Annotated in this window: 31 protein-coding genes; 14 read left to right on the plus strand and 17 right to left on the minus strand. The window is 46.7% G+C overall.

What is annotated here, in order from left to right:
* The first annotated feature begins 10 nt into the window (after window positions 1-10).
* A complete protein-coding gene (locus B5Z18_RS00900) occupies window positions 11-805 on the plus strand; it encodes a DUF4397 domain-containing protein (RefSeq protein WP_079467532.1) in 795 nt (264 codons plus the stop codon).
* 67 nt (window positions 806-872) lie between these two features.
* Here the strand turns inward: B5Z18_RS00900 and B5Z18_RS00905 are convergent, their stop codons facing one another.
* Window positions 873-1,742 carry an SDR family oxidoreductase gene (locus B5Z18_RS00905; protein WP_079467533.1) on the minus strand — a complete coding sequence of 290 codons (870 nt, stop codon included), beginning with the start codon at window positions 1,740-1,742 and terminating at the stop codon, window positions 873-875.
* 177 nt (window positions 1,743-1,919) lie between these two features.
* Between B5Z18_RS00905 and B5Z18_RS00910 the strand changes: the two genes are divergently transcribed.
* Complete coding sequence (locus B5Z18_RS00910; protein ID WP_079467534.1) at window positions 1,920-2,291, plus strand: winged helix-turn-helix transcriptional regulator; 372 nt, start codon at window positions 1,920-1,922, stop codon at window positions 2,289-2,291.
* A gap of 5 nt (window positions 2,292-2,296) precedes the next feature.
* Here the strand turns inward: B5Z18_RS00910 and B5Z18_RS00915 are convergent, their stop codons facing one another.
* Together B5Z18_RS00915 and B5Z18_RS00920 are read right to left on the minus strand one after the other, a co-directional pair.
* Window positions 2,297-4,201, minus strand: coding sequence for a TonB-dependent receptor plug domain-containing protein (locus tag B5Z18_RS00915; RefSeq protein ID WP_079467535.1), 1,905 nt, complete (start codon window positions 4,199-4,201; stop codon window positions 2,297-2,299).
* 56 nt (window positions 4,202-4,257) lie between these two features.
* On the minus strand, window positions 4,258-4,710 hold the full coding sequence (locus B5Z18_RS00920) for a GNAT family N-acetyltransferase (protein WP_079467536.1): 453 nt from the start codon (window positions 4,708-4,710) through the stop codon (window positions 4,258-4,260).
* A gap of 130 nt (window positions 4,711-4,840) precedes the next feature.
* On the opposite strand from B5Z18_RS00920, the gene B5Z18_RS00925 reads away from it, so the two are divergent.
* Entirely contained in the window at window positions 4,841-4,978 is a 138-nt protein-coding gene (locus tag B5Z18_RS00925; protein ID WP_079467537.1) for an alanyl-tRNA synthetase, read from the plus strand.
* Here the strand turns inward: B5Z18_RS00925 and B5Z18_RS00930 are convergent.
* From B5Z18_RS00930 to B5Z18_RS00950, 5 genes are all read right to left on the minus strand, one after another.
* Window positions 4,975-5,760 (minus strand): PhzF family phenazine biosynthesis protein, encoded by a 786-nt coding sequence (locus B5Z18_RS00930; RefSeq protein WP_079467538.1) that lies wholly within the window; start codon window positions 5,758-5,760, stop codon window positions 4,975-4,977. The two genes, B5Z18_RS00925 and B5Z18_RS00930, sit on opposite strands and share 4 nt — an antisense overlap.
* A gap of 143 nt (window positions 5,761-5,903) precedes the next feature.
* Window positions 5,904-6,122 (minus strand): CDGSH iron-sulfur domain-containing protein, encoded by a 219-nt coding sequence (locus tag B5Z18_RS00935; RefSeq protein ID WP_079467539.1) that lies wholly within the window; start codon window positions 6,120-6,122, stop codon window positions 5,904-5,906.
* Window positions 6,123-6,184: 62 nt separating this feature from the next.
* Window positions 6,185-6,565 carry a VOC family protein gene (locus B5Z18_RS00940; protein ID WP_079467540.1) on the minus strand — a complete coding sequence of 127 codons (381 nt, stop codon included), beginning with the start codon at window positions 6,563-6,565 and terminating at the stop codon, window positions 6,185-6,187.
* Between the two features lie 136 nt (window positions 6,566-6,701).
* On the minus strand, window positions 6,702-8,042 hold the full coding sequence (locus B5Z18_RS00945; RefSeq protein ID WP_079467541.1) for an MBL fold metallo-hydrolase: 1,341 nt from the start codon (window positions 8,040-8,042) through the stop codon (window positions 6,702-6,704).
* A 156-nt stretch (window positions 8,043-8,198) separates the two neighbouring features.
* Window positions 8,199-8,993, minus strand: a complete 795-nt coding sequence (locus B5Z18_RS00950; protein WP_143313455.1) for a DUF3108 domain-containing protein — start codon at window positions 8,991-8,993, stop codon at window positions 8,199-8,201.
* 249 nt (window positions 8,994-9,242) lie between these two features.
* Between B5Z18_RS00950 and B5Z18_RS00955 the strand changes: the two genes are divergently transcribed.
* The 4 genes from B5Z18_RS00955 (at window position 9,243) to B5Z18_RS00970 (ending at window position 12,355) form a co-directional block, all read left to right on the plus strand.
* A complete protein-coding gene (locus B5Z18_RS00955) occupies window positions 9,243-10,259 on the plus strand; it encodes a sensor histidine kinase (protein ID WP_079467543.1) in 1,017 nt (338 codons plus the stop codon).
* Window positions 10,256-10,966: a LytR/AlgR family response regulator transcription factor gene (locus B5Z18_RS00960; RefSeq protein WP_079467544.1), complete on the plus strand. Its 711-nt coding sequence runs from the start codon at window positions 10,256-10,258 to the stop codon at window positions 10,964-10,966. Before B5Z18_RS00955 ends, B5Z18_RS00960 begins: the two co-directional genes overlap by 4 nt.
* A gap of 44 nt (window positions 10,967-11,010) precedes the next feature.
* Entirely contained in the window at window positions 11,011-11,817 is an 807-nt protein-coding gene (locus tag B5Z18_RS00965; RefSeq protein WP_079467545.1) for a helix-turn-helix transcriptional regulator, read from the plus strand.
* Between the two features lie 70 nt (window positions 11,818-11,887).
* A complete protein-coding gene (locus B5Z18_RS00970; RefSeq protein ID WP_079467546.1) occupies window positions 11,888-12,355 on the plus strand; it encodes a YybH family protein in 468 nt (155 codons plus the stop codon).
* Window positions 12,356-12,398: 43 nt separating this feature from the next.
* Here the strand turns inward: B5Z18_RS00970 and B5Z18_RS00975 are convergent, their stop codons facing one another.
* Together B5Z18_RS00975 and B5Z18_RS00980 are read right to left on the minus strand one after the other, a co-directional pair.
* Window positions 12,399-14,366 (minus strand): M1 family aminopeptidase, encoded by a 1,968-nt coding sequence (locus B5Z18_RS00975; RefSeq protein WP_143313456.1) that lies wholly within the window; start codon window positions 14,364-14,366, stop codon window positions 12,399-12,401.
* A 52-nt stretch (window positions 14,367-14,418) separates the two neighbouring features.
* Entirely contained in the window at window positions 14,419-15,216 is a 798-nt protein-coding gene (locus B5Z18_RS00980; RefSeq protein ID WP_079467548.1) for a helix-turn-helix domain-containing protein, read from the minus strand.
* 127 nt (window positions 15,217-15,343) lie between these two features.
* Between B5Z18_RS00980 and B5Z18_RS00985 the strand changes: the two genes are divergently transcribed.
* Window positions 15,344-15,769: a hypothetical protein gene (locus B5Z18_RS00985; protein WP_079467549.1), complete on the plus strand. Its 426-nt coding sequence runs from the start codon at window positions 15,344-15,346 to the stop codon at window positions 15,767-15,769.
* Here B5Z18_RS00985 and B5Z18_RS00990 read toward each other — a convergent pair.
* The 3 genes from B5Z18_RS00990 to B5Z18_RS01000 are packed head-to-tail and all read right to left on the minus strand — an operon-like array spanning window position 15,760 to window position 16,960.
* On the minus strand, window positions 15,760-16,257 hold the full coding sequence (locus B5Z18_RS00990; RefSeq protein ID WP_079467550.1) for a YdeI/OmpD-associated family protein: 498 nt from the start codon (window positions 16,255-16,257) through the stop codon (window positions 15,760-15,762). The genes B5Z18_RS00985 and B5Z18_RS00990 overlap by 10 nt on opposite strands.
* Before the next feature lie 39 nt (window positions 16,258-16,296).
* The gene (locus tag B5Z18_RS00995) at window positions 16,297-16,554 is read right to left on the minus strand and encodes a hypothetical protein (protein WP_143313457.1); all 258 of its coding nucleotides are present in this window, start codon (window positions 16,552-16,554) and stop codon (window positions 16,297-16,299) included.
* Window positions 16,490-16,960: a terpene synthase family protein gene (locus tag B5Z18_RS01000; protein WP_079467552.1), complete on the minus strand. Its 471-nt coding sequence runs from the start codon at window positions 16,958-16,960 to the stop codon at window positions 16,490-16,492. The genes B5Z18_RS00995 and B5Z18_RS01000 overlap by 65 nt, the downstream gene beginning before the upstream one ends.
* A gap of 76 nt (window positions 16,961-17,036) precedes the next feature.
* Here B5Z18_RS01000 and B5Z18_RS01005 point away from each other — a divergent pair, with 76 nt between their 5' ends.
* On the plus strand, window positions 17,037-17,483 hold the full coding sequence (locus B5Z18_RS01005) for a hypothetical protein (RefSeq protein ID WP_079467553.1): 447 nt from the start codon (window positions 17,037-17,039) through the stop codon (window positions 17,481-17,483).
* On the opposite strand, the gene B5Z18_RS01010 is transcribed toward B5Z18_RS01005, so the two are convergent.
* A complete protein-coding gene (locus B5Z18_RS01010; RefSeq protein ID WP_079469933.1) occupies window positions 17,470-18,963 on the minus strand; it encodes an alpha-L-fucosidase in 1,494 nt (497 codons plus the stop codon). The genes B5Z18_RS01005 and B5Z18_RS01010 overlap by 14 nt on opposite strands.
* Before the next feature lie 167 nt (window positions 18,964-19,130).
* Between B5Z18_RS01010 and B5Z18_RS01015 the strand changes: the two genes are divergently transcribed.
* From B5Z18_RS01015 to B5Z18_RS01025, 3 genes are read left to right on the plus strand one after another with little or no spacing between them, the layout of a single operon-like run.
* Window positions 19,131-20,348, plus strand: a complete 1,218-nt coding sequence (locus tag B5Z18_RS01015; protein ID WP_079467554.1) for an acyltransferase family protein — start codon at window positions 19,131-19,133, stop codon at window positions 20,346-20,348.
* Between the two features lie 13 nt (window positions 20,349-20,361).
* Window positions 20,362-21,387 (plus strand): sensor histidine kinase, encoded by a 1,026-nt coding sequence (locus tag B5Z18_RS01020; RefSeq protein WP_079467555.1) that lies wholly within the window; start codon window positions 20,362-20,364, stop codon window positions 21,385-21,387.
* The gene (locus tag B5Z18_RS01025) at window positions 21,387-22,103 is read left to right on the plus strand and encodes a LytR/AlgR family response regulator transcription factor (RefSeq protein ID WP_079467556.1); all 717 of its coding nucleotides are present in this window, start codon (window positions 21,387-21,389) and stop codon (window positions 22,101-22,103) included. Before B5Z18_RS01020 ends, B5Z18_RS01025 begins: the two co-directional genes overlap by 1 nt.
* Before the next feature lie 5 nt (window positions 22,104-22,108).
* On the opposite strand, the gene B5Z18_RS01030 is transcribed toward B5Z18_RS01025, so the two are convergent.
* From B5Z18_RS01030 to B5Z18_RS01045, 3 genes are all read right to left on the minus strand, one after another.
* On the minus strand, window positions 22,109-22,807 hold the full coding sequence (locus B5Z18_RS01030; RefSeq protein ID WP_079467557.1) for a hypothetical protein: 699 nt from the start codon (window positions 22,805-22,807) through the stop codon (window positions 22,109-22,111).
* 518 nt (window positions 22,808-23,325) lie between these two features.
* Window positions 23,326-23,658 (minus strand): hypothetical protein, encoded by a 333-nt coding sequence (locus B5Z18_RS01040; protein ID WP_079467559.1) that lies wholly within the window; start codon window positions 23,656-23,658, stop codon window positions 23,326-23,328.
* Between the two features lie 64 nt (window positions 23,659-23,722).
* Window positions 23,723-24,235 carry a hypothetical protein gene (locus B5Z18_RS01045; protein ID WP_079467560.1) on the minus strand — a complete coding sequence of 171 codons (513 nt, stop codon included), beginning with the start codon at window positions 24,233-24,235 and terminating at the stop codon, window positions 23,723-23,725.
* Between the two features lie 227 nt (window positions 24,236-24,462).
* Here B5Z18_RS01045 and B5Z18_RS01050 point away from each other — a divergent pair, with 227 nt between their 5' ends.
* Window positions 24,463-25,305 (plus strand): hypothetical protein, encoded by an 843-nt coding sequence (locus B5Z18_RS01050; RefSeq protein WP_079467561.1) that lies wholly within the window; start codon window positions 24,463-24,465, stop codon window positions 25,303-25,305.
* 39 nt (window positions 25,306-25,344) lie between these two features.
* On the plus strand, window positions 25,345-26,502 hold the full coding sequence (locus tag B5Z18_RS01055) for an acyltransferase family protein (protein WP_079467562.1): 1,158 nt from the start codon (window positions 25,345-25,347) through the stop codon (window positions 26,500-26,502).
* The last annotated feature ends 33 nt before the right edge of the window (window positions 26,503-26,535 follow it).

Raw genomic sequence — 26,535 nt, forward strand, 5'->3', positions numbered from 1 at the left:
AAATGCAATCATGAAAAATAATACCCTCTTCCTCCTGAGCAGCTTTACCCTGTTGGCTTTCAGCGCCTGCAATAAAACGGATTACCTTGATGTAAACGCCGGCGAGCGGCCTCCTCTTTCAGCTAATGTCCGTTTTGTAAACGCCCGCATCCCTGCTACCGGCATCCAGTTCTGGACGTTTACACAAAAAGTAACAACGGATGCGGTGCTTCCCGGCGCAGCATCCTCTTATGTGTCTACTACTTTCGGAAATGTACAGATCAATTTCACCGAAGGCAGCGGCACTGCCTATAAAGCCTCCCGGCAGTTTGGCAACAGCGCTACGTATTCTGCCACCGGCGGTCCTAACGGTCCTATTGCCGGATACTATCATACTGTATTTGCTGCATCCACTAAGTACAATGCAGGAAAAGATACCCTGCTCCTTTTCTACGACGATCTCTCTGCTCCGGCTGCAGGCAAGGCAAAGCTCCGCTTTGTTCACCTCGCGCAGGGCATAGCCGGCGTAAGCGTACGGTTAAAACAAAATGATACGGAAACGCCGCTCTTTACCACTATCCCTTATGGAAGTGCCGGCGGTAGCAATCTCCAGGGCGCTGCATACGACAGCGCGCCGTTCACTAACGTAAACGCAGGTACGATTTCATTGATTGTCAGCGCCGGCGAAAATGCGGCGCCTGTTGCTATTGATCAGCAGGCACTCTCCAATATCACGCTGGAAGCAGGAAAAATTTACACCGTGTTTATCCGGGCCGACAGTAAAGGCATAGTGAGTGCAGGCATACTCTCCACTACAAGTTTGTAACCTGCAATAAAAAAGCTGCCTCAAAATTCCTTTTGAGACAGCTTTTTTGTTATTGAAACATACCCTTTTAGTTCCTGGAAAAAAAAGTTTTTTGCAGATAACTTTCCAATGAAGCCGGTTTCCTGCCCAATAACTTTTCCAATTCGCTGCCTGGCAGATTAAACTCATTCTTCTTAATCGCCTCTGCAAAACCAGACATAACACCAATATACTCCTGTGGCACGCCTGCTTTCGTTAAGGTGTCTGTATACGCATCTTTCGGAGCGTCAATATAAGCTACCTGCTTATCAGCCAGTTTAGATAATAATTGCGCAATATCAGCAAACGAATAAGTAATATCGGACGCAATAGTATATTCTTTATTATCGTGTCCTGTTCCGGTAAGCACATTAGCCGCAGCTTCTGCCATGTCTAACCTGGAGGCATAGGGTACCCTGCCCTCTCCACCCGGAATGAAAACACCGGTTTCCACTACCTTTTCTCCAAGAAACATAGGCAATACATCTGCGTACAGATTGTTGTTTAGAAGAGTATATGTTAATCCGGATGTTTTAAGGTAATTGGCGGTAGCGATGTGTGAGTCTACTATCAGGGGAATAACGCTGGTAGTGGCGGCATTGGTCGCAACGCTGGTATAAATAATATGTTTCACACCTGCTTCCTTAGCGGCATTGATCACATTGATCTGCTGTCCGGCACGATCACTGTGATCACTGGAAGATACCAGTAACACCTTATCAACGCCCTTAAAAGCCGGTACTAAAGACGGATAATCGTGATAGTTGCCCACTCTGATGCTAATGCCTTTTTCTTTTAATCCACTGGCTTTTGCTTCGTCTCTTACCAATGCCGCAACCTGGTTAGCGGGAACTTTCTGCAGCAGAAAATCGATAACTGCTCCTCCGAAATGGCCTGTGGCTCCTGTTACAAGAATCATAATGATGAGTTATTTAATTTTTAATAATACCCATGTATAACTACCTTTACGTACTAATCGTATGTTAGTTACCTTTGGTAAGTCAAAAGTATTAAACAATTGATTATCAAACAATAAGGCACTCACAGGTGTGCCAATTACCTCCGGGTAAGTAATATTAAAAATCAATCTGTTGACATGATAGAAGATTATAAAAAATTTGATAAATCCATCCCTTGTCCTGTCAGAACATTGATGGATCGCATTGGTGACAAATGGGTGGTACTCGTAATCAGTACCCTTGGAGAGAAAGGAACCATGCGTTTTAACCAATTGCATGAAATGATTGGAGACATCTCACAAAAGATGTTGACCGTAACGCTTAAAAAGCTGCAGGAAGATGGATTGGTATCCCGTAAAATGTACCAGGAAATCCCTCCCAGGGTTGAATACACACTAACGGCTATGGGCGAAAGCCTTTTACCGCATATTACAGGCCTTGAACAATGGGCTGTTGCTAATATGAGTGGTATTCAACAAAGCAGGCAACAGTATTTGTCCGCTAAATAATAATATCAGAAGCTCACCTTGCCACCTACCGTTATCCAGCGGCCGGGCATAGGCACTGCGCCGGCTTCCACATACGTTACGTCCAGCAGGTTATTGGCATCTGCATAGATCTGGTAACGGGGTTGCCTATACGCAATACGCGCATCCACCAGGGTATAGTCTTTATAATTTACCCGCATGCAGTAACGCACGGCGGCGGAAACGCTGAAGTGACGCGCAATATCCGTACGTACATTGGCGGTAAACTGGTGCCGCAGGCTTTCAATCACATACCGCGAAATCTTAGTCGTGATGGCATCCCCCTTGAAGGATGGGGAAAGATAATTGTAACCGGCATTTACGCCAAAGCTGTTAAACAGCGAACCGCCGGCGAAAATAGTGTTGTAGCCACTGTTAAGCGAAAAACCTGTCATATCTGCCCGCTGGAAATTCTGCGGTTGCCAGGGAACCTTTGCCGGGTCGGCGCCACCGGCGGTATCTTTTACAAAGTCAATAAAATTGCTGACCTGCCTGTAAAACACGGATCCCGAAAATGAGAACTTACCACTGAACTTCCGTATACCCGCTTCTGCAAAGGATGCTTTCTCCGGTCCCAGCTTTTCATTACCGATAATACCGCCGCCTTTGTAATAAAGATCGGTGTAAGTGGGCAGTCGTTGGGCCGTGCCTGCATTGGCAAACAGTTTTATGTCGGGCGTAATATTAAAGCCTACATCTGCTCCGGGGAAAAACTGCCAGCCATAAACCGTGTTATAATTGAGATAACCGCCTACGGTAAAACTAAAGCGGCGGTCGGCCACCGACTTGTACTCGCCGAACAGACCCAGGTTGGTTCTGTCGTGGTTACCAAGATTAGAGCTTTTAATATGCTCATAACGCCCTTCCACACCGGCGCCAAAGGTACCGATAGCGGTGCGGAACGTATTATTCAGCTCTGCATCAAATACGTGCGTATTATGAAGATTACGGTATTTATCAGGTTTTATGTAGATGTAATCATCTTTGGTGTACCGGTAGCTCACCCTGGGCGTCATTACCCAGTTGGGATTGATCCGGGAAGTATTGCTTACGGCGGCAAAGAGGGTTTTTACCGTTTCTTCTGAATTCAGATCGCCGGGCGATGCATAAAAGCCATTAGCGCCGTAGCCATTATTTACAAAACCAGCCATTACGTTGTACTGGTGCAGGGTATCACGGTTAAAGGCCGCCTGGTAAAATGCGCGGTAGTTTTCGTACGCAGTATTATAGCGGTATCCATTGCCCTGGTTGCGGCTGGCGGAGAGCGACTGGCTCACGCCGTTCTTTACCAGTGCGCCGGTAGCTCCAACGCTGTAAGCGCCGTAAGGGTTGTTGTTTTCGTTCTTTTTAAAGCTGCTGCCTGCGCTGCCGCTAACGGTAGCGCCGCTTTGGGCGGCTTTGCGGGTTACGATATTGATAGCGCCGTTCAGTGCGTTGATCCCGTAAATACGGGCGGCAGCGCCTCTCAGCACCTCTATATGGTCCACATCCGCCAGGGATACCGGCAGGTTCATGATGTTATGCCCCGTTTGCGGATCAGTTATTTTTACGCCGTTCAGCAATACCAGGGTCTGATCAAAAGTACCGCCGTCGATCCCGATATCCGCCTGGATGCCGCCCGGGCCGCGTTGCCGCACATCCAGTCCCGGTACATAAGCCAACACCTCTGTAATGGACGACACCGGCATGGCTTCTATCTGCCGGCGGGTGATGATGGTAATGTTACGGTTCACCGCCTTTACAGGCGCTACCAGCCTGTTTTCCTGTACAATCACCTCATCGAGGTGATGAGTGGTAAGGGCGGAGTCTGCCCGCTGTTGCGCCGTGGCGCTGCCACAGAGGCCCAGGAACAGGGATATCAGTAATTTGTTATTCGGCACTGCTACACGCATCTTTTAAAAATCGTTGCTAAAAGAGCGCAAAAGTACGTATTAAATCATTTATCCAATCATGAAACGGCTTTCCGGGAGCTCAGCCAGGTGTCCCGGTCCATCTCAAACCTCACCTCGCCGTTTTTCATCAGCCCTGCATTCTTCCAGCCGCTGCGGGTGTAAAACCGTTCAGCCCTTGTACCAGGCGCCGTTCCCAGCCACAACGAAGTTTGATATACCGCAAAGTACCAGTCGAGCATCAGCCGCTGCAACTCCCGGCCAATCCCCGCCGCTTCCGTTTGCGGGTCCACAAACAACGCCCAGATGTTATGCCGGTGCGTATCCACAATGGCAAAGCCCACAATAACCCCGGCGGATTCACATAGCCATCCCCTGCCATCGGTGGTGAGATATTGTATGTAATCTGCGGTAGTAACCAGGTCCGGATTATTGAGCACATTTTCTTTTACGGCGGCACGTACCCGCTGCAAACCGGGAATATCTGCAATAGTTGCTTCTCTGAAAATCATATACAGGGATTAAGGGATTACGCTGACGCATACACGTAATTGTCAGCCAAAAATAATTTCATCACGTGAAATATATTAACCCCGGTAAGATACATTTATCTACACAAAAAATCTTTAATTTTGTAGTGCTATGTTACCAGATAATAACAGGAAAGCAAAGATCATCAAATGGATAAAAAAGCTCGGCTTCTGGGGCTTTCTTTTCTTTCTGATAAAAGGATTATTATGGCTGGCCCTGGGCTACTGGGGCGCTTCTTTGTTCCGTTAAAAACGGAACACCCCCTCTATCACTGTTACCGCCTCTCCCTTCAACAATACCCGGTTACCCTGCAGTATTACTTTCAGTTCGCCGCCCCGCTGTGATGCCTGGTAAGCAAAGAATTCTTTTTTATGCAAACGCGGTGCCCAATACGACGCTAAGCTGCAATGTGCAGAACCCGTTACCGGATCTTCATCAATGCCCACCGGCGTGGCAAAATAACGGGAAATAAAATCGTAAGGCGATCCTTCTCCGCCCCTTCCGGTAACTACCAGGCGGTGAGGCGCCAGCAGGTTCCTGTCGGGCACAAAATCAGCTACCGCGGCTCCCGATTTCAACTCCACGATGTAACGGTCCACACTAAATTCCACATTGGTCACTTCCCCTTTAAACAATGGGCGCAGTTCTTCCGGCAGCGTGGCGGGCTCACAAGCCCTCGCCGGAAAGTCGAGCGTTATCCATCCGTTTTGCCGGCTGGCGGTGAGTAAACCGCTCAGCGTAGTAAAAGAAATGGTTTCATCCGGGGCCACCAGCCCGGTTTCCCATAATACATGCGCACTGGCCAGCGTGGCATGCCCGCAAAGCACCATTTCCACCAGCGGCGTAAACCACCGCAGGCGGTAACCATTGTCCACCGGCAATAAAAAGGCCGTTTCCGCGAGGTTGTTTTCCGCGGCAATGGCTTTCAGTACTTCATCATCCGGCATTTGCCCCAGGAGGCATACGCCTGCCTGATTTCCTTTAAAAGGCTGCCTGGTAAAGGCATCTACCTGAAAAAATCTTACTTCCATACGTTACTGCAATTTGTAACACAAAAATGCAGCGATTTATTTTCCGAAAACAGATGCAATTCTGCTCATTTCGACCATATCAGATGTAAAAAGGCTCCGTGCAAACACCTGCACGGAGCCTTTAATACGTTATCTTAATGACCTTACTTTTTAGGAGGAAGGGCAAAAGCCACGGCTTCATGCTCAAAATGACCTTTGTGAGAGCCATCACAAAATGGCTTATTGGCAGAAAGTCCGCAACGGCAGATGCTTACCGCTTCCCGGCCGCCCAGGTCGTAATTGTTGCCGTTTTTATCCACGATCTCAAATTCACCTTCTATTTTCAGTGAACCATTGTTGTTAACAGTAATCTTAGTAGCCATAAATGTTCCTTATTTAAGCGGCAAAAGTAGGAAAAACAAATGGCTATTACGTTAACACCCTGTTAGGCCTGCTCCATCACCGAAAGAATATTTCCGGCAGGATCCGTAAACCAGGCAATCACAGGGCCACCTCCACGGAATATTCCTTTCTTGTCTGTTTTAAGTTCCCCTTCATATTGCTGGAACTTTATGCCCTTTGCCGTCAGCTGGTCTACGGCTTCTTCCACATTACTTACCGGGAAGTTAAGCACCGTAAACGTGGCCGGCGTATGATTGGGTTTTTCATAAATTAAAACCGATGGCATACCCGCAATTTTAAGTGTGATCACCGGCTCTTTTTCGCCCGACTCCACTTCTATTCCCAGTGTTTGCTGATAAAAATTCTTTGCCTGTTGCAGGTCATTGACTGAAAAACTGCTGAATGCTTTTGTTTTCCCAAACATAATAACTGATTTTTCAGGTGAAGAATAATTCCAATGAAACCTTGCACAGCGGCCTGCTCCATTGAAATATGCTGATGTAAATATAACATCAGCCTATCACAGTTACGGGGGGTAAACAGGGCAAATAACGGGTGTATTACGACATAAATTCTTTCACTGCTTCTCCAAGATCATATACCGGTGTTTGCGCCTTTAATGCGCCTGCCACAATGCTGCTACCTGCGGCACTTCTGTAGCCACCGGCACAATGCACTACCACCGGCTTATCTGCCGGGATTTCGGATATCCGTTCCCGTAGCTGATCCAGTGGAATGGCTATCGCATTTTCAAAAACCGGTTCGTCTTTTACTTCAGATTCCATCCGTATATCTACAATCGTGTAATGCTCCGGATGCTCCCTGAAATCTGCCAGTGGCAAGGGCGCCATCGTTTCGGCTCCTTTTGTGTAAACAGCGGCTGCTTTGATATGCTGCTCGTACCCAATTTTGGCGGTCTTCCGTATCAATTCCTCCAGTTCCGTTCCGTTCTCTGCCAGCAGGTAATAAGGTTCTCCCGGTGCCACGATACTTCCCAGCCATGTCTCAAATTTCCCGCCATTCTGCAGGTTGATAGCATTGGGTAAATGCCCGTGCTTAAAACCGGACTGTGGCCGGCTGTCTATGATAACTATATTTTCTTCAAACACCGGTTCTCCTTTTACTATCTCCACCTTATCCAGTGATGCCTGCAAATCCGGCGCTCCCTGGCGGTTTATACCTACATCATATGGAAAGTATTTGGGAATAAACGGTTGCTGCGACAGCAACGCCACCACAAACTCGTCTTCTGTAACCGGCTGCAGGCTCCAGTTGCTCACTTTCTCTGCCGCAATGGTGGTGCTGTCGGCATCACCGAGCGACTTACCGCATAACGTACCTGCCCCATGCCCCGGATACACCAGCACATCATCTTCCAGCACCATGAGCTTTTCATGAAGGGAATGATACATCTGCTTTGCCAGCGCCATACGGCCGGCAGTAATATTACCGGTGTTCTCCCGGAGATCCGGGCGGCCGCAATCGCCAACAAACAAGGTATCTCCTGTAAATACCGCCCTGGGCTCGCCTCCATGCAGCAGCACCACGCTGATGCTGTCCGGCGAATGCCCCGGCGTATTCAACGCTTTGAGAACAATATCCCCCAACATCATCCGCATCCCCTCGTCAAAGGTTACATGCGGATAAGTTGCACCCGTATACTTTGAACAATAAATTGTAGCGCCCGTAACCCGGTGCAGCTCCAGGTGACCACTCACAAAATCAGCATGCGGATGGGTTTCAATAACGCCGGTGATCTTTGCATTCAAAGTCTTTGCGTACGCGATGTAAGGTGTAATGTCTCTCGCCGGGTCTATCACGATCACTTCATGCGATTTTTCGCTGTAGATAGCATAAGAATACTGCGCCAATCCCTTGTCTTCAAACTGTTGGATATCCATTACTGTTTATTTTTAATGAGATAATTTCCATACGTCCGGAATGAAACATACAAGTTACAACAATCAGCATTATCACCCGGTACCGTAATTTGTTTGTTTTTGGGAGATGCAAAACGCCCCGGGGATTCCCCCGGGGCGCCAGATTATTCACAGTAGTTACTTTACAAAACGTGGCTGCAGATAAGGGGCCAGGCCCGGCAGCTTTACCTTGTACCGGTAAAAACCGCCAAAGGAATCTTCTTCTTTCAATAACTCATGTCCTGCTTTACTGATCCAGAATGTCTGCGAGTAATGCCCCCGGGGCGAATCGCCTTCGGTAAACAACTTCCAGCAGTCCACCGGTTGATTATTCAGCGTCTGCAGCACTTCACTGCCGGTAACTTTATACGTTACATACGCCGGAGGTTCCAGCCCGGCATCGTAAAACCGGATAGCAAAGGTTTTGCCTGCTTTTAAAGGCAGCATCTCAAACGTTTCAATATCGAGGTTCCAGTTATAATTGGGGCGGTCAAAACCCAGCTTAAAATCCGCTGCTTTATTGTTCATGGTGGCGGTGTCGCCGCTGATCCCATTAGCCGTCCAGCGGTAAGCCTGCTGTTCGCCGCCCCTGGTTTGTGCATGAAACAATGGAGAAAAATCTGACACGCTGTTATAGGAAAGGCTTTCAAGATACCGGGCGGTGTCGCTCCCATACCAGTGCTGGGTGATCCGGAATACCGGTTCGTTATTACGATTCGTTTTTTCAATTTCCCGCACCCACAGGCTCAGGTCCAGCCAGTTGCTGCGGGATGGCACCTGGTAGTACACAAGGTATTGTTTCACGCCAGGCTTCAGGAAAGCGGTATTCAGCCGGAGATGCTGCTGATCAACCGTATCGGTTTGCGCAAAAGCGGGAAGCACGGCAATGGTTGCTAACAGAACAGAAATAATCAGGGAACGTTTGGGTTGCATATTTATCAGGAAATTTAAGTTTTCAATATCCGCTGCATACGGAGGTGTAATTATTTTCAAAGATTCCCTGTTTCCCGGCTATCTTAAAATAATTTCAACAACAACCCCGGTATTTTTAATACCCTGGCAACTTTCCTCCATAACCGGCCACCGTTGAAACTTTCCGCCAACTGGTTGAAATATTACCCGTATTTGTTGAATCGCAAACAACACCCGGTAAACGAGTGCAAAAGCTTCGTAAATTGGGGCATGCAATTAATAAGTCGTATGCCGGCAGCCGTTAAAGTGCAATGGATACTCTGGCTGGTTGTTTTTTTAATGATGTTTTTTTCGATGCTGCCGGAAGATGGCTTCTGGCAGGCTGTTATTTTTTCGCTGCTCAACGCCCTCTTTTATGCGCTGGTCATTTATGGCAATATCAGCTGGCTTTATCCACGGCTTTATTTAAAAGGGCGTATAGCGGTATACGTTATAGCGGTGCTGCTGTTTCTACCGGCGGCAGGATTAGCCAGGGGCTTCCTTCTCAGCTGGATCTACAACACCTGGTTCACTACACACCCGGAACCCGTTACGGTGCAAATAATGCTCCGGTACCTGACCGGCATTCCATTGTTATTTTTACTGAGCTTTGTATTCCGGATGGCCATCGTTTATTTTGAACTGAAAGCACAGGCCGCCGCACTGGTTTTGCAAAACACCAAAACGGAACTCAACCTCCTGAAATCACAGGTGCAGCCGCATTTTCTTTTTAATACCCTCAACAACATTTATTATGAAGCCTACCTGGAAGCGCCGCGAACCGCCACGCTCATCGAGCGGCTGTCGGATATCATGCGGTATTTTGTAGATGAAAGTCCGAAGGACCAGGTAGACATCTCCACAGAAATAAATTTCCTGGAAAATTACATAGCTTTGGAACGCATCCGCATCCGGCACGGTATTAACCTGCAATTCACCAGCGATGTACCCGGTGGATGCAGCATTCCGCCGATGTTGCTAATGACTTTTGTAGAAAATATTTTTAAACATGGGATCGACAAAACCAGTTTACAAAACCATATTGATATCTCCCTCGTGAAACAGGAAAACAGGTTGCTCTTTACCACCCGCAATAGTTTGCCGCAACAACCGGTACATAACAACCCGCGCGGGTCCGGCATCGACAATCTCCGGAAACGCCTTACCCTGCTGTACGGCGCCGGATTCATCCTGCAAACCGGCAACTCCGGAAATTACTTCACCGCCTTTTTATCCGTTCCGTTATGAGCCTGAAATGTATGATTGTTGATGATGAACCCAACGCCGTAAACCTGCTGGAACTGCATATTCAGCAAACCACCGGCTGGCAGCTGGTGGCCAAATGCTACGACGCACTGGAAGCGCTGGCATTTCTGAAAAACAATAAGGCAGACCTGATCTTCCTTGATATCAATATGCCCCGGCTCGATGGTATGGAACTGGCCGCCCTGCTGCCACCGGAAATGAAAATTGTATTCACCACCGCTTATACGGAGCATGCTGCGGCCAGTTATAATTTCCAGACCGTCGACTATCTCCTCAAACCCATTACCCTCAAACGTTTCCTGGCTGCACAGCAAAAAATAGAAACAGCGTTTATGCATACCCGTATGCCGGAAGTTGCCGTTCCTCAGCCTTCGGCCGATTACTATTTTGTAAAAAGCGGTAAAACCCTTCAACAGATTAAGCTCTCCGAACTATTATATTTTGAAGGAGAAAAGGAATACGTGCGGATTGTTACCCTCCGGGAAGAAGTACTGGTATACAAACGCCTGAAGGATATCGCCGGACAGCTGTCGCCGCCTTTTATCAGGGTACACAACTCCTACATCGTAAACACCAGCCGGATTGATAAAATCCAGGATAATCACCTGTTCATCTCCGGCAAACGGATTCCGCTAAGCGAGAAATTCCGGCCTGCATTTATGGAACTGATCCAACAGCGTTTTTTATAAACCGGATTTTACTTAAATTGCAGTTACCGCAATTTTCAACCAAAATGAAATACAGGGAAATCCTTCCGGAACAACTGTTAAAGCCATATGTAAAATGTTATTATCATTTTGAATCCGAGGCAGACACTGCTATCGACGATGTGGTATTTCCCGGCGGGCATATGGAAATCATCTTCAACATGGGATCAGCTACCTGGAAAACGGGCAGCAATAACGTCTTTCAAAACACACCTAAAATTGAGCTATGGGGTCAAATTACCCGTCCCCTTCCCGTGAAGGCGGTGGGTAGTTATAATAAAATGCTGGGCGTAAGATTTTACCCGCATACCGCCGCTTTTTTTATGCAGGAAGATATCATGCTGCTGAATAACCAGGTGAATGACCCTGCAGATATGCTTGGTACCCCCATCCGGCAATTGCATATGAAACTGCTGGAAGAAGAAAACCTGGACCAACAGATTAAACTGATTTCACAATTCCTGTTAAACAGGTTACAGGAAGTAAACAGGAAACCGCTGAACATCGCTATGGTGGGCAATATCATCCACCAGATGAAACAACCGGATGCCGATGCAAAAATTGAAAGCATCGCCCGGCAACATCTTATATCTTCCCGGTATCTCCATAAACTCTTCTTACAATATACCGGCGTTCCGCCAAAATTTTATGCAAAGCTGCACCGGTTCCAGAAAAGCCTGGAGCTGGTTCAGAAAAATAAGCTTTCCCTCACTGCTATTGCCTATGAATGCGGGTATTTCGACCAATCCCATTTCATCCGGGAATTTAAATCCTTTACCGGCGTTTCCCCTGCCTCCTATAAAGTTTCCCCCTATCCCGTTACGCTGATCTGATTTGTTCCGTTTTGTACAATGCTGAAAGCGCTGCCGGTGCTAATTTGCACTCATTAAATACTTTTAACCGATGAGCGCAAATATTTTCTTCACCCTTTCACTCCTACTCGCAACGGCTATATCAGGATGCAGCACTACCGCCAATGACGAACTGGCTGAAGCCAAAAAAGCCATTGCCGAAAGCAATGCCATCTATTTCCAGTCATTTGCCAAAGGAGACTCCAGCATCTTTATAGACCGGTATGCGCCCGACGCCTGCATCATGGCTCCCGGTACGCCGGCACTTTGCGGTAAAGATGCCCCGCTGACCTTTTTCCGGATAGCCTACCGGCAGATAGGATTGCGCAATGGTAAATTTATCACTACCCGGGTATATGGCGGCGGCAATGGGTATGTAACAGAAGAAGGGATCTGGCAGTCGTTTGACGCGAATAATGTAATGTTTGACGATGGGAAATTTCTGGTACTCTGGAAAAAGACGGCTATCGGCTGGAAGATGTACCGCGACTCTTTCAGCAGTAATCATCCTGCTCACTGATAATGATCAGGCCCGCTATGATAGCGGGCCCGATGGTATTTAATCATTTTGTTTTCGCTACCGTTGAGGCCAGCAGCCCCGCCACCTTTGCTTCCATGCCGCCTGATTTATTATGAGCCGCATCGGCCTTCACCGCGTTGGCTGCGGCCCACCGCATCAGGTCATCATCATTCCCGGCCGCCGCCAGCTGGGCAATCCGGTAATAAGTGTACGCCAGTAAGTCGGGCGCGCGCGATACGCATTGCAAAGAACGCTGGTAATACGCCAATGCCTCCGCCGGTTTATTTTGCATGGCGGCAATGCGTCCCATGTGGTATAGCAACGTATACTCCACGCCATACTGATCGTCCGGGAAACCTTCTTTGATATAGGATTGCGCCAGCTTCATGGCTTCCTCATTTTTTTGTTCCCGCCGCAGGTTCAGCACCCGCACCACTTTTGCCTGGGCAAGCGCCTCCGGTGTTAACGCCTCGTCCCAGTGAAGTACTTTAAAATAAGGATCTATCTGCACCTCTTTTACCAGGCCATCAACGGGCAATTGCAACTGGCTGTTGCGGTCGCGGATAGTGATGCGTTGCAGCGAAGACGTTCCGTTGTTATAAGTAATCAATACTTCCAACGGGAGCTGATAGATACTGTCCTTTTGCGTAATGTTAAGTTGCAATTTATTTTGCTGTTGCTGCCAGCTGCTCTGCCACGCGGGCGCTCCCAGCCGCTCAAACCACTGGCTGTAAAACCACTGTAAGCTGCTGCCATATGCTTTCTCCACTTCCATCTGGAAACCATCCCACGTGATACCACCCCGGCTGTATTGATCCCCGATAGTGCGCAGCGCTTTGTGGAATACAGCTTTGCCAACCGTATTGGATAAGAGCTCCAGGGCAAGAAATCCTTTACTGTCGCCAATGGTATGACCATTGCTGCCTGTCAGTGAAATTAACGGTTCATCGTTACCGGCAGCTACATTTTTGAGATAGCCCAATCCGCACTGATCGTTGATATAGCCGGGGTAACCGGTTCTACGGTATTCCATTGCATGGGCGCTGTCGAAATGACTCACCACCTGTAAAGAGCCGTATTGTGCCAGTCCTTCGGAAAGCATTTCCTCTCCTTTCGTGCCTGCGGCCAATACTTTATTTCCCCACCACTGGTGGCCAATTTCATGACCAAAGAGTGCATAGTTAAATTCGCGCAACGCGCCGGTAGGCATCACCACACCACCTAAAATACTGGCGCCGCCAATACCGGTGATTTCAGCCACATAGTCGGGGTATTCAATAATGGAAAAGTTGGGAATGTCCAGCGGACCAAATTGCGACGACAGGTAATCCAGTACTGCAGCGGATTTACGGCTTAAATCCTTGCCATCAATACCGCTGCTCAAACTGTAAGTATAAAAAGACAGCTGCCCTTTATATTCCTGCCGGGTGTAATGACCAATATAAAGTGAGAAGATATCTGGTTGTGCATAGTGGAAAGTATAAGTATGATTCTTCACCGAAACCGTGCCCGCCGCCATTGCAGGCATCAGGTTGCCGGAGGTGGTAACCGCAATGGTACCGGTACCACGGGTATGGTTACCTGCGCCATCGGTCACCTGCGGATACCAGGCAAGGCCATAGCCGCCTGCCATACAGAAGGTACTGTCGAGATAAAACTGGAACGCCGGCGCGCCGCCCCGCTCATAGGCGCAGGTAAAGTGTAGCGGCGTTCCCACCGGCAGCGGGGAACGGAAATGCCAGCGGTATATAATATCGCCGGACGCTTTCAGGCTCGTATCCATTACAGCAGCAGCGCCCTGTAACTGAAGCGTTACCGGCCCTACGCCTTTGCTGATCACAATGTCTATAGAGTCGGCAGCAGCGGTGTCGGTTTCAAAACTAAATCCACCCTGCACAAAAAAAGATTTCTTTGCCAGGTCTGCTTTCACCTGCAGCTGGTAATCCAGTTTACGTTGTGCTGATAATAATGCCGGTGCTAACAAATATAAAAGGACGATCAATCGACGCATACTCTTTTTTAAACAAAGTAACGGCCGGCGTCACGAAAAAAATGGTACCGGATTAACTTTTTAGTAATGCCCGGAATTTATGGGGAGTAGCGCGGTAAAACATCCGGAAACACTTTACCAGGTGGGAAGCATCTGAAAATCCGGCTGCAAAGGCGATATCTGTTACCGGTAATTTGGTAGTGAACAGTAATGTCATCGCTTTTCGTACCCGCATCTTTAACTGGTACTCGCCGGGCGTAATGCCTTCTCTTTCCTTAAAGGCGCGGGCCAGGTAAACGGGGTGTACAAACACCCGCGCGGCTAACGACTGAATAGTATGATGGGTATCAAATTCATTTTCCAGGATCTCCTTTGCCTTTGGCAGCCAGGGCAGGCGCTCAGGGAGCTTATCGCCGGTATATTCACACAGCCAGCTGATGATATGTTCTTCCGGCAGCGAACTGTCGGGGTCCTGAACAAAGGCATACAACAGCCGGTACAGGTAGTCGAACGTTCCGGTTTTATAGATCGCCGCTGCGCGGGGCAGTAAATGATCCAGTTCCAGCTCCTGTAATCCTCCCGGTTTAAATTCTATATTCAGGCATCTGCCGCCCACCTCCTGGAAGTGGTTGGCGTGGCTGTATCCCGCCGGACGGAAAAGCACTTCACCGGGCATCACTGCGCTGTCTGTTTTTTTATTTATCTCTTCATAGCTGCCGCTGATCAGTAAACTCAGGTACGGATTTTCATGATAGTGCTCACGGATCTGTACATCCGGCTGGTATGCCGTAATGTTCAGCCGGAAAGACGCATTCTCGCTGACCTGTTGTTCTTTCCCAAAATAATTACCTGGCGACAGGATAATACTCATAAAACTGGCCGGTTTCCTTTAGCGGCGCCGGTTGTCAAAGATACTTTAAGCATTTGGTTTTCTGACCATTCAGCCCTTATACACCGGACCATTTTACTTACATTTGTATTGCCTAATGAAATAATATATGGAGATTAATGCCTCCGGCGATTACTACCGGTACCTGATACACGATGAAAAGTTTTTTTTTTATGCCCCGCTGCTTAGTTTTTTTTTCAAAGGAGGCGTATGGATGTTATCCATTCCTTTCCTGGCGTACATTATCCGCTCCAAAATAATCTGCACTTTTACGAATAGTATGAAGATTGATGGCGACCAGCTGACTATTAACTACATGAAATTTTTTAAACCCAGGGAGAAAAGCTTTCCGATAGCCGGCACTACCCTTGAACTGCGTAACTATCATGATGATGCCCGTTTCCCATCTTACTACCAGCTGGCAGTTGTTATCAACAAAAAAACAAAGTACGTGATAGACAGCCGGGAAGGTTTTACCAAAGAAACGCTTTTATCCTTTATGTCGGCCTTTTCAGGAGCTACCTTTTATTCCTGAGCTTCCGTTCTTTCGTATAGTTTTAATCCTCTCGATAACCGGATGATGGATTTAGTCATACGGCTTACTCTTGTTTCCAATCTTTTAGCGGAATAAATCCAGTCGATATAAAACTTCTGCTCACTTTCAGACAGGGACTTAAAGAACAGGTGGGCATTGGGTTCATCTTCCAGGCAAACCTTCAGCTCTTCGGGTATTTCGAGCGGATCATCGTCACGGAACAAAGTGATTTTCACCCAGTCGCCTTCCTTCTTTTTTATCTTCTTCCTGATATCTGCTTTTACCGGGAGAAATAGTATGCTGTTCCCCATAGGCATCAGGTGGCATTTTTTTATTTCGTAGTCGTCAATAAATCCTTTCACTTTTACCAACCCAAAGGCTTTCACTTTATCGGGGGTAATTTCAGGAATACGCGCGAAAGTCCATCCACCTTTCCCGTGGAATTTTTCAAGGCGATACGATTGATCAACGATTGGTTTAACAGCCATAAATATTACTGATGGAACAAGTCATAAAGTTATCGAACTTTATTTAAACGACCAGTATCCATCGCGTGTTTCATCGTGTACGAGGCCGTAGCGACGGGTATCTTTCAGGCTCCAGTCGAAATTTGCACGTATCCAGTAACGCAACCCCAGTATGTACCGTTGCAGCTCATAGTCAGTAGCTGCATCGAAAGACGGGAGCCAGCCTTCCAGTGTTTCAAACATACGCATCATGCTATTGTGGATGTCTGCCGCCTCCAGCAGCGCCTGCTGCAAGGTTAAAGCGTTGCTGCCAGGCATCGCTGCCCAACTTCTGCAGCCGCTGCCATACTTCGCTGAAACCGGCCACCAGCGGCGGCGTACTGTCGGCGCCCAGGCTCACGCCATTGATCATGGCATCCATCAACAAACAGGTAGTGGCGTGCAGGTGCGCAGCTGTTTTCCCTTCCAGGGTTTCATCACACTGATCGTCAAACAAAAAAAGCCAGGTATTCAGGTCGGCAATGGGCAGTAAAGCCTCGAGATTGTCTACCGGGAAAGCCCGTGCCGTTAACAGCGCAAATTTTCCTTTTTTGAATCGCTCCAGCGCGGCGGCGGATGTTAAAAGATTAAACTGTTGCGCCCATTCCACCGTCGATTTTTCAATGGTTTCAAAATGCGGGCTGAGATGTGGTTCACATGGGCAATATACAAAAGATTTTTTCATTTCCAAGTAGGCAGCATCTGCTGAAATTCTTTCGTATTTCAATCAAACATGAATATCTATCTTCACAAAAAAATCAATGATCATTTCATTCGATCTCGATGATACCCTCATTCCCGGCATTAAAACATTCCCTACCGAACCCCAAACACTATGGCATAAACTTTTCAGCCGGGAAAAGTTAAGATCCGGTACTATCCGCCTGATGAAAGCCTTACAGGGAAAGGGGCACAGCGTATATATCTATACTACTTCATACAGGTCGCCCCTGTACATACGACGGTTATTCCTTAGCTATGGAATCAGGGTGAACAAAATCATTAATAAGCGTATTCATGATGAAACGCTGCGCGAAAGAGCGGGTATCATCTCTAAATACCCGCCCGCCTTCTCCATCGATATTCATATCGACGACTCCCCCGGAGTAGCAATGGAAGGCGGGCGATATCATTTTAAGACGATTATTATTGAAGAAAATAATACCGGCTGGACGGATTTTATACTAGCCCATCTTAGTCGCCAATAACTTTATTTATCACACACAACTCATATAACGATGGCGGCGCACTCGCTTTCGTTACCCTAAACCGCAAGGCCGATGCCCGGTAACTCCGCGGCAGCCGGATCACTTTACAATCGCCCATTGGCGCTGAGCCCAGGTAAATCGTTTGCCATTCCCCATTGGTCATAATATCCACGGCATACTCCTGGATGCGTGGCAGTCTTACCTGCGAGAAACCATCGGGCAACTGCTTTATATCTTTGTACTCAAAGATGCTGATCTTATTAAACGCGTCTGAAGGATTCAACGTAATTTCCAGGCTGGCCAGTGTATCTGCAGCGGCCCAGCGGCTTTCCAGGCTTCCATCGTTAACGGAAGTGCCTTCATAACGATGTGCAGTATCCTCATATACACTCGACGCCTTCACCGGTTTTAAGGCGGAAATAAAAGTGCCATTCTTTGGCAGTGGTTTGGTGAGCGACAAGCCCAGTCTTTTCCCCAGGCCGATAGCCGCCAGCGCCGTGTATTCCCTGATACGGCCGGTTTGGTCGGGAGGTACATTCATCACGAGGCAGTTGTCGTTGTCCGTACACCAGTAAAACAGTTCTTCGAGTTCGTCCAGGTCACGCACCGGCAGCTGTGCCGATTTCTCAAACCAGTTCCAGCGGTCGCTGATACAAAGGGTATGTTCAAAAGGCAAGTAGTAAGACTTGCCCGCATGCAGGTACTGCTTCTTATCATACCGGGTAATGATCTTTGGGTCCCACAAACGGAAGTCTGAAGGGAAGTATTGAAAGAAGTATTTATTGTCGGCGGTCATGTCAGCGGGAACGGTGAAATTACGTTTCCCTTCTTCATTTACAATCGTATGGTTCACGCTTACCGCGCAGGCGGGGTTAAATTGTTTTACCAGTTTATATACCTGGTCAATACCCCACTCTTCCGGCTTGCGGTCCCAGCCGCCATCCAGCCATAGTTCGCAGATGTTGCCGTAGTTGGTAAACAGCTCGGTGAGCTGGTTCAGCATATATTTCACGTACAGCTGCTTATCCTGGTTCTTGTAAGACGGCTCATGGCGGTCCCACAAAGAATAGTATACAGCAAACTGAATCCCGTATTTTTTGCAGGCGTCCGACACCGCCTTCACTACATCGGTTTTCACCGGCGATGCCGCCACATCATAGGTCGTATACTTACTATCCCACAGGCAAAAGCCGTCGTGGTGCTTGGTGATCAGCAGCACGTACCGGAAGCCTGCATCCCTGGCGGTTTTCACCCATTGATCGGGGTCCAGGTGGGTAGGGTTATACTTTTCAACGGGAATGGTGCCATCCGACCATTCCACATCCGCAAAGGTGTTGATACCAAAATGGATAAACATGCCGTAGCCACGCTTTATCATGGCCTGCTGGGCCAGGTTGGGTTTAGTGGAAGGCTGCTGCAGCTGGGCCATCCCGCAATGATATGCCAGTACCAGTAAAACAGATAGATATACTTTCTTCATAACGGCAATAAAAATAAGCGGGTAAAGGCAATCTTGCTGGTCTTTTCCCGCCAATAATGAATTGTATTTTAACATAAATGATCTTTTCGACACCGGAAAACGTCCACATGTCAAAAATCTTTTCTTAAAAAAGGCCGGTCAGATAGGTTTGCAGTAAACAATTAATTATGCAACCAATATCTTCTTCCCGGCAAGCTTATTTAGACTGGCTCCGCATCATCGCCATCGTAGGCGTCCTGTTTTTCCATTCCGCCATGCCCTATATCTCTGAATGGGGATGGCATATAAAAAACAAAGAAACCAGCAATGTGCTGCTTGAAATGAACGACTTCCTCCACCGGTTCCGGATGCCCCTGTTGTTCTTTATTTCCGGCACCGTAAGCTATTTTATGCTGCAACGCAATTCCGGCGGCGGCTTTATCGGTCTCCGGTTCAAACGGCTGTTTATTCCGCTGCTGGTGGGCGTACTTATCATTGTTCCCCCACAGGTATACATGGAACGCCTCACCCAGGGCTTCAAAGGTAACTTCTTCGACTTCTACACCGGTATGTTTACCACCGGGGCTTATCCGCATGGTAATATGAGCTGGCACCATCTCTGGTTTATCGCTTACCTGCTTGTATATGATATCCTTTTTGCGCCGCTCTTTGTATGGCTGATTTCCGGCAACGGGAAAAAACTGCTTCAAAAATTAAGCTGGATGGGCAGCAAACGGTATATCTACTTACTCATCATCCCCGGAACATTGGTACATACGTTCCTGCTCATCTGGTTCCCGCAAACCGGCGACCTGGTACATGACTACGGCTACTTCTTCTACTGGCTGTTTTATGTGCTGGCAGGATTTATCTGCATCGCCAATCCGCTGTTCATGGACAGCCTGGAAAGGAACCGCCGGTTTTCACTGGCCATCGCCTTCGCCGGCCTTATGATCATCAACTACATCCGCTGGAATAAACTGGAACCCTGGACCTTTGGCAACCATGTTAAACATGACCTCTTCACCTACGCATTTCTGGCCCTGGGTGGTGTCGTTGCCTGGATGTGGGTATTGGCGATTGTAGGCTATGCGAAAAAATATCTCAATAAACCCCTGCCCATACTGTCATATGCCAACCAGGCCGTATACCCCTTCTATATCCTGCATCAAACCGTTATTGTGATACTTACTTATTACCTTGTGCAGGCACCGGATGGTGTTGGGCTGAAATATACTTTTACCGTTCTTATTACTTTTTTAATCAGTATATTCATCTTCCATTTGTTTATCAGACCCTTTGCCATCATGCGTTTCCTGTTTGGTATGAAACCACCGGCACGGGAAGAAAAAGACCGCAGGTCCAAAGGAGCGAAATTGATACCAGCACAACCCGAAGTGATATAATTAACTTGTTATAATGAAAATATTCTGGAAATATTTCTTTCCCCCGTTGTATGGCCTGCTGGTATATTTTACCATCCGCCTGCTTACGGACAGCGTTACAGAAATGAAATTCTGGCACCGGCCACTACTGCTGAACATCATTGAAATAACATCCAGCATACTGATGGGCTACCTTTTTGTATGGATCTTCAATCACCTGTTCCGCTATTTCGATAAAAAGAATCAGGCCGGCTTCTCCTATAAAATCATCCTGAAGGAATTGCTGTATGTCTTCATCATCAATCAACTTATACAGAATGCCGTGTTTACGCCAATGGCCGCCTTCACTGACAACGGCCTGCAATCGTTCGACCTCATCGACATCAATGTGATTCCTCTATTATATTGCTTTATTTATTATGGGGTACGCAGAAGCAACTCGTTCCTGCAGGCATATATCAATAACCGTTTGCAGCTGGAGAAAATCACCAACGACCAGCTGCAAACGGAACTCAAATTTTTGCGGGCGCAATACCATCCTCATTTTTTGTTTAATGCACTAAACACCATATATTTCCAGATGGATATGGATGTAAACGCAGCAAAAAAAACAGTGGAACGTTTTTCAGAGCTGCTTCGTTACCAATTGTACGACCAGCAACAAATGGTAAGCGTGATGAATGAAATACAATACCTGCAGAACTTTATTGCGTTGCAGAAGATCAGGTCGTCGCGCAGGTTGCAGCTCAACGTATTTTTTGATGAAGCCCTGCACCATGAACAGGTATATCCACTGCTGTTTTTGCCGCTGGTGGAAAATGCCTTTAAATACGTAGGAGGAAATTTTTATATCGATATCCATCTGAAAAAACAGGATCATGAAATATCTTTTTGTGTAGAAAATTCAATACCCGATAAAATCAGTTTCGAGGAAAAAGGAGGCATTGGATTGGATAACCTGAAGAGACGACTGGAACTGTTGTATCCCGGTAAACACACATTTACCGCGCAAATTAAAGAAGATAGTTTTTTGGCTGAATTAAAACTCATTACCCAATAATGGATCCATTAACGATACGCTGCATTATCACGGACGATGAACCGCTCGCCGGGGAAGGATTACAACGCTATGCTGAAAAAACGCCTTTCCTGCATGTAGTGGCTGTTTGTGAAGATGCCATACAACTGAATACTCTGCTGAAGCAACAGCCTGTTGATCTATTGTTCCTGGATATCGAGATGCCTTACATCACCGGCATAGAATTCCTGAAAAGCTATCCCAATCCGCCCAAGGTGATCTTTACTACCGCATACGAGCAATATGCCATACAGGGTTTCGAGCTGGACGTACTGGACTATCTCGTAAAACCAATTTCATTCGACCGCTTCCTCAAAGCTGCCAACAAAGCGTTTGATTATTTCTCCTCACAACACGCCAGCAAAGAACAACCTTACTTCTTTATTAAAACAGATAATAAACTGGAGAAAGTAATATTCAACGATATTTTATTTGCAGAAGCATTAGGCAATTATGTAGCTATCTATACGGCAGATAAAAAAATAATAACACATGCCACCCTGAAATCCGTACAGGAAAGCCTGCCTGCCCGGCAGTTCCTGCAACCACATAAATCCTATCTCATCAACATCAATCACATCAGTGCTATCGAAGGCAACGTGCTGCACATGGGGAGTCATGAAGTACCCATCAGTAAATATCAGAAAGAAGAATTACTGGAGAAGATAGTCAATAACCGGTTGCTGAAGAATAAGTAATATCACTATGCCATCCGGTCCCTGACGAACTGTATAATCTTATCGGCCACAGGCCGGTACTGCGACTGGTACTTAATCCTCACCGAACTTTTATAGATGTTATCAAAGTACACCCAGCCGCCCATCTCCTGGATAATATACTTTGGCTGTTTATCTTCATTATAAACTTTGTCGGTGGGTATGTTTGCAAGAAAATCGCGGTGTACTTTTTCAAACAACGCTTTATCGATAGCCGGTCCGTTAACGAAGGTAATGTTCTCCTGCTCGTAGTTATAGTAACTATCAAAATACAAATCTCCCGAAAAATGATACGTGTGATCGTAATAATCAATAACCTCTTCAAAGGTCCCGAACCGTAAGATCTTATCGGAATGCCTCGGCAGGATGATAAAAGGAAACTGGGTATTGTCAATGGCTGCAATGATATCCCCGTCGATAGTAGTAGCAATCGTTAACCCGTTCAACACCACCGGTTCTTCACTTTCCGGCAGCTCCCACAAATCCATATACTCCCCGAAATTAGACCGGATATACGCCTCATCGGGCTGGTGGATCATCAGTAGTTCATTGAACGCTCCCAATCCGTAAGTATAAAGAAAATCCCGGTAGCTCACCGGCAAAGGGAATGTTACCGTAGCTGTTATTTGCTGAAACTCAGCTGTGGTCAATGGTTTTATCTGTCCTATTAAGTAAGGAGCCTGCATATCCTGTAATTCACTTATTTACAACCGCAATATACGAAGGGTAACAGAGAATATTCTCACGATAATATTATAAAGCAGTAATTTGTTGCCACATCTAAACTTAAACCGGTGAAAATGAAAATAGCCATCCTGTTGGATGGCTGTAAAGAAAGACTATCTTTTAATTTTACTGGTTCGGAGACTCCAAATTGTCTGCGGTTATAAGGTGTAACATGACATTTTCCTTCCCATATAGACATACCTCAATATCGCTATTCCGTTTTACGATTTCCCTTGCGGAATGAAGGGCTGCATTTATATCATTAAACACGGTGAAAACTTTCTGTGAAACATTTATTGCTAACTGAAAGTTGTCGTCAATTACATGACCTGTGGCTCGTTTGGCTCTAAGCAAGGCTATCTCCCCATCTTCTAAAACCGGAAATTCTTCTATCATTATATATATTCTTTAAATGGAACTAAGCTCACAATAATAACATAACCATGCTATTCCCATTCCTGTTACTAAAATCCAGACGTTAAAAATAAAAGTAAATCCCCGTTTCCCGCTTTACAGCCTCTTCAAAAAGGGATTTAATTCTTTTCACGCTATCTATAAGGTTTGTAGTGAAGATATCACTGGCCAACACCTTCTCCAGTTTATCTATCTCTGCTATATATTCGTCTTCATAAATATCAATATTAACACCAGCGATATTATTTATACGATCAAAGATGCCTGCTTCCCATAGCTCATTAAACATTGTTTCATCTAATGTCATTTCTATTAATTGTTCTGGCGTTGCCCTATCATAATCCAAAGCAATTTCTGCATCCTTGTTTTTAGGAACAACTATTGTCTTATTTTTCATTGTAAGCTGCTATTGTTTTCACCTCATTATTAGTGTGCCTGGCGGTTTTTATCTTATAAAACACTTACCCTGCTATAATTTTGCTTAATGGAAGCGTTGCTAAACTTTCATTTTGCAGATAATGCTCAATCTTAAGAACTTTATTAATATCCTTCCTCCTTAGCTTAGGGAATAAAATACCAGTGTAATAGCCGGCCATCCTTAAGCGTATTATTTCAACGTATTTAGGATCGGGAAACTCGTTTCTTAACAAACCATTAAATTCATCTAATAAATAGTAACCTGTTTCAAGTTCTGCAGTAGTTATAAAGCTTTTCTGCCCAAAGACCGAAGATAAAAGGTAATTGAATCTACCTGCGTTGCCACTCAATTCATGGTATTGAGGATATAACATCAGTTTTTGGCACATCTCAATAAAAAAATAAAAATAATATTCTACTTCAGTTCTTTCTTTATAAAAAGTACGCAGTTCGTTCCAGCTGGTCCATCTACATCTGTCAATAGACAAATCCACCTGCCGCAGGCATGCACTCACTCCTATCAGACATTTATAATCAATAATTACTTTATCATTCATTCTTACCTAATCTTCATCTTTAATCATACCCGAGTGGGAACCAAACACCACGATACACAGGTGTTATTAAATGCAGTATCAATCTTAAACTCAAACCAGAACCGTTTATAAATAGTTTTCATTTTTATCCAGGGCCTTACCTGTAAATATAAGTATAAACCTCCTATGCAGCCTGGTTGTAAATTTGACTTCCTTTTTTTCGTATTTTTAAGAAAAATGTTAACCCAATGGCAAAACAAACAGGAATACTCCCATTCACTGGGAAATTAGGTAACCTGATCGGTTACCGGAGGAACGGAAGTTACTTCGTCCGTTCCATGCCCGAAGAAGTAAGACAAACCACTGCTACACGGCAGTCGTCAAGGAATTTCGGTATCGCCAGCAGAACTGGTAAACTGATCCGGCAGGCCATTACTCCCCAATTAAGTATTGGCCGCGATGGCACACTCGTAAACCGCCTCAACAAAGCGCTGATACAGGGCCGCCTGCAACAGCTGGAAGGGTTCCGGTTCAATCGTCATACCGGCGTGGATAAGTTCTTCTCCCGGCTCCCCGTCTTATCTTCCGGTGGCGCACTGATGATCCCCGCCCAAACCTGGCCGCCGTCAACAGCCGGCGACAAACTGGAGATCAGTGTCATCGCCGTTCGTATCAATCCGGTCACACGGCAGATAACCGGCAGCCACACCGCCACCTTGCTCGCGGATCTGGACCAGCCATTTAATGGCACCGCACTGGAAGCCACTACCCCTGGAAAAGGCACCCTGCTGGTTACACTCCAGGCAAGAATATTTAATGGTACCATCCCTACACTAAACCGCCGGTTCATGGCCGCGGATATAATAGCGGTCGTCCTGCCGGCAATCAAACAGAAATCCCGCAAAGGAAACCGCCTGGCTGGTGTAAAACAGGTGTCACCTTACCACCTGCATACAGGTAACAACGTGCAGGTCACCACCAATTCAACTCCGGATCAAGTCCACCTCTACTCCGGGTCATCCCCTACCTTTCGCCCTGTGCCAGGGCATTCCGGGGCAGATGCTCCCCCACCCATTGCTATTCTCTTTTAAAGGCATTATTTTACAAGGATCAACAGACAGGCATTTTTCATGACATACACTAAAAAGCTCTACGGACTGGATCATTTAAGGTCGCTGGCAATACTGATGGTGTTGTTCTATCACTACCGCATGTTCCAACATCCGGAGTGGCTGGATAACATAATGGGCTTCGGGTGGACGGGCGTAGACCTCTTCTTTGTATTAAGCGGCTACCTGATATCCTATCCCCTCTTTTTAAACATAGCATCCGGGAAAAGCATTTCTCTCCCGGAGTTCTTTATCAAACGTTTCTTCCGGATCATTCCCGCCTACCTGGTGGTACTTGCCATCTATTTCCTTTTCCCGGCATTCCATGAAAGGGAAGCGCTGCCACCGCTCTGGAAATTCTTAACGTTTACACAGAATTTCAACTTCGACATAAAAAACTATGGTACGTTCTCTCATGTGTGGTCACTGTGCGTGGAGGAACATTTTTACCTGCTTTTCCCGCTGGTACTGGCTACCCTGATTCATTTCAACGCATGGAGAAAAGCGGGTATCCTGCTGGCGGCATTATTTCTGTTTGGCATCGGCATCCGGCTGTACTGCTGGTATGCGCTGATTGCTCCTCACGCAGGCGAGGACAACATTTGGATCATCTGGTACCGACACATGTACTACCCCACTTATACCCGGCTGGATGGCCTGCTGGCGGGCGTTTCCATTGCTGCACTGTTTGCATTTAAACCGGCTGCAAAAGCATGGGTTACCCAACGTGGTAATATAATCCTGTTACTATCCCTGGTTGTTCTTACGGGCGCCTGGTTCCTGTGCGACGACCAGCAGAGCTTTCATGCATCCATATTCGGCTACCCGCTGGTGGCAGCCGGTTATGGATTGATGGTGATGGCAGCGGTAAGTCCGTCGTGTATACTGTACCGGTACAACAGCCGCGTTACCGCGTTAATAGCCAAACTGTCGTTTGCACTTTATCTATCGCACAAAGGCGTGATACACCTGATGCAACCCCTGCTGACTCAAACAGGTATTGCTCCAAAGGGCAACCTGATGCTGGTATTATGCCTGCTCGTAGCCGTGCTGGCCGCGCTCATACTAAATAAAGCAGTAGAAGCGCCATTCCTGCAGCTCCGGCAACGTGTACTGAACAAACGGAAAAGCACCGCCCATAAAAATGTGGCGCTTCTCACAAAGGATTCAGCAGCTTAACTTAACTTCACGTAATTAAAAGAGGAAAGACAT

It is taken from the genome of Chitinophaga ginsengisegetis, from assembly GCF_900168065.1.
Taxonomy (GTDB): domain Bacteria; phylum Bacteroidota; class Bacteroidia; order Chitinophagales; family Chitinophagaceae; genus Chitinophaga; species Chitinophaga ginsengisegetis.

What these genes read in the sequence shown, in the direction of transcription:
- B5Z18_RS00905 (WP_079467533.1), bottom strand. Translation starts at nt 1,742, where the DNA reads ATGATTCTTGTAACAGGAGCCACAGGCCATTTCGGAGGAGCAGTTATC.
- B5Z18_RS01020 (WP_079467555.1), top strand. Translation starts at nt 20,362, where the DNA reads ATGAAAATATTCTGGAAATATTTCTTTCCCCCGTTGTATGGCCTGCTG.
- B5Z18_RS00985 (WP_079467549.1), top strand. Translation starts at nt 15,344, where the DNA reads ATGGAGATTAATGCCTCCGGCGATTACTACCGGTACCTGATACACGAT.
- B5Z18_RS01015 (WP_079467554.1), top strand. Translation starts at nt 19,131, where the DNA reads ATGCAACCAATATCTTCTTCCCGGCAAGCTTATTTAGACTGGCTCCGC.
- B5Z18_RS00965 (WP_079467545.1), top strand. Translation starts at nt 11,011, where the DNA reads ATGAAATACAGGGAAATCCTTCCGGAACAACTGTTAAAGCCATATGTA.
- B5Z18_RS00970 (WP_079467546.1), top strand. Translation starts at nt 11,888, where the DNA reads ATGAGCGCAAATATTTTCTTCACCCTTTCACTCCTACTCGCAACGGCT.
- B5Z18_RS00945 (WP_079467541.1), bottom strand. Translation starts at nt 8,042, where the DNA reads ATGGATATCCAACAGTTTGAAGACAAGGGATTGGCGCAGTATTCTTAT.
- B5Z18_RS01045 (WP_079467560.1), bottom strand. Translation starts at nt 24,235, where the DNA reads ATGAATGATAAAGTAATTATTGATTATAAATGTCTGATAGGAGTGAGT.
- B5Z18_RS00915 (WP_079467535.1), bottom strand. Translation starts at nt 4,201, where the DNA reads ATGCGTGTAGCAGTGCCGAATAACAAATTACTGATATCCCTGTTCCTG.
- B5Z18_RS00900 (WP_079467532.1), top strand. Translation starts at nt 11, where the DNA reads ATGAAAAATAATACCCTCTTCCTCCTGAGCAGCTTTACCCTGTTGGCT.
- B5Z18_RS00920 (WP_079467536.1), bottom strand. Translation starts at nt 4,710, where the DNA reads ATGATTTTCAGAGAAGCAACTATTGCAGATATTCCCGGTTTGCAGCGG.
- B5Z18_RS00950 (WP_143313455.1), bottom strand. Translation starts at nt 8,993, where the DNA reads ATGCAACCCAAACGTTCCCTGATTATTTCTGTTCTGTTAGCAACCATT.
- B5Z18_RS00910 (WP_079467534.1), top strand. Translation starts at nt 1,920, where the DNA reads ATGATAGAAGATTATAAAAAATTTGATAAATCCATCCCTTGTCCTGTC.
- B5Z18_RS00955 (WP_079467543.1), top strand. Translation starts at nt 9,243, where the DNA reads ATGCAATTAATAAGTCGTATGCCGGCAGCCGTTAAAGTGCAATGGATA.
- B5Z18_RS01025 (WP_079467556.1), top strand. Translation starts at nt 21,387, where the DNA reads ATGGATCCATTAACGATACGCTGCATTATCACGGACGATGAACCGCTC.
- B5Z18_RS01050 (WP_079467561.1), top strand. Translation starts at nt 24,463, where the DNA reads ATGGCAAAACAAACAGGAATACTCCCATTCACTGGGAAATTAGGTAAC.
- B5Z18_RS00995 (WP_143313457.1), bottom strand. Translation starts at nt 16,554, where the DNA reads ATGCCTGGCAGCAACGCTTTAACCTTGCAGCAGGCGCTGCTGGAGGCG.
- B5Z18_RS01005 (WP_079467553.1), top strand. Translation starts at nt 17,037, where the DNA reads ATGATCATTTCATTCGATCTCGATGATACCCTCATTCCCGGCATTAAA.
- B5Z18_RS00990 (WP_079467550.1), bottom strand. Translation starts at nt 16,257, where the DNA reads ATGGCTGTTAAACCAATCGTTGATCAATCGTATCGCCTTGAAAAATTC.
- B5Z18_RS00940 (WP_079467540.1), bottom strand. Translation starts at nt 6,565, where the DNA reads ATGTTTGGGAAAACAAAAGCATTCAGCAGTTTTTCAGTCAATGACCTG.
- B5Z18_RS00960 (WP_079467544.1), top strand. Translation starts at nt 10,256, where the DNA reads ATGAGCCTGAAATGTATGATTGTTGATGATGAACCCAACGCCGTAAAC.
- B5Z18_RS01010 (WP_079469933.1), bottom strand. Translation starts at nt 18,963, where the DNA reads ATGAAGAAAGTATATCTATCTGTTTTACTGGTACTGGCATATCATTGC.
- B5Z18_RS00935 (WP_079467539.1), bottom strand. Translation starts at nt 6,122, where the DNA reads ATGGCTACTAAGATTACTGTTAACAACAATGGTTCACTGAAAATAGAA.
- B5Z18_RS00975 (WP_143313456.1), bottom strand. Translation starts at nt 14,366, where the DNA reads ATGCGTCGATTGATCGTCCTTTTATATTTGTTAGCACCGGCATTATTA.
- B5Z18_RS01000 (WP_079467552.1), bottom strand. Translation starts at nt 16,960, where the DNA reads ATGAAAAAATCTTTTGTATATTGCCCATGTGAACCACATCTCAGCCCG.
- B5Z18_RS01055 (WP_079467562.1), top strand. Translation starts at nt 25,345, where the DNA reads ATGACATACACTAAAAAGCTCTACGGACTGGATCATTTAAGGTCGCTG.
- B5Z18_RS00930 (WP_079467538.1), bottom strand. Translation starts at nt 5,760, where the DNA reads ATGGAAGTAAGATTTTTTCAGGTAGATGCCTTTACCAGGCAGCCTTTT.
- B5Z18_RS00925 (WP_079467537.1), top strand. Translation starts at nt 4,841, where the DNA reads ATGTTACCAGATAATAACAGGAAAGCAAAGATCATCAAATGGATAAAA.
- B5Z18_RS00980 (WP_079467548.1), bottom strand. Translation starts at nt 15,216, where the DNA reads ATGAGTATTATCCTGTCGCCAGGTAATTATTTTGGGAAAGAACAACAG.
- B5Z18_RS01030 (WP_079467557.1), bottom strand. Translation starts at nt 22,807, where the DNA reads ATGCAGGCTCCTTACTTAATAGGACAGATAAAACCATTGACCACAGCT.
- B5Z18_RS01040 (WP_079467559.1), bottom strand. Translation starts at nt 23,658, where the DNA reads ATGAAAAATAAGACAATAGTTGTTCCTAAAAACAAGGATGCAGAAATT.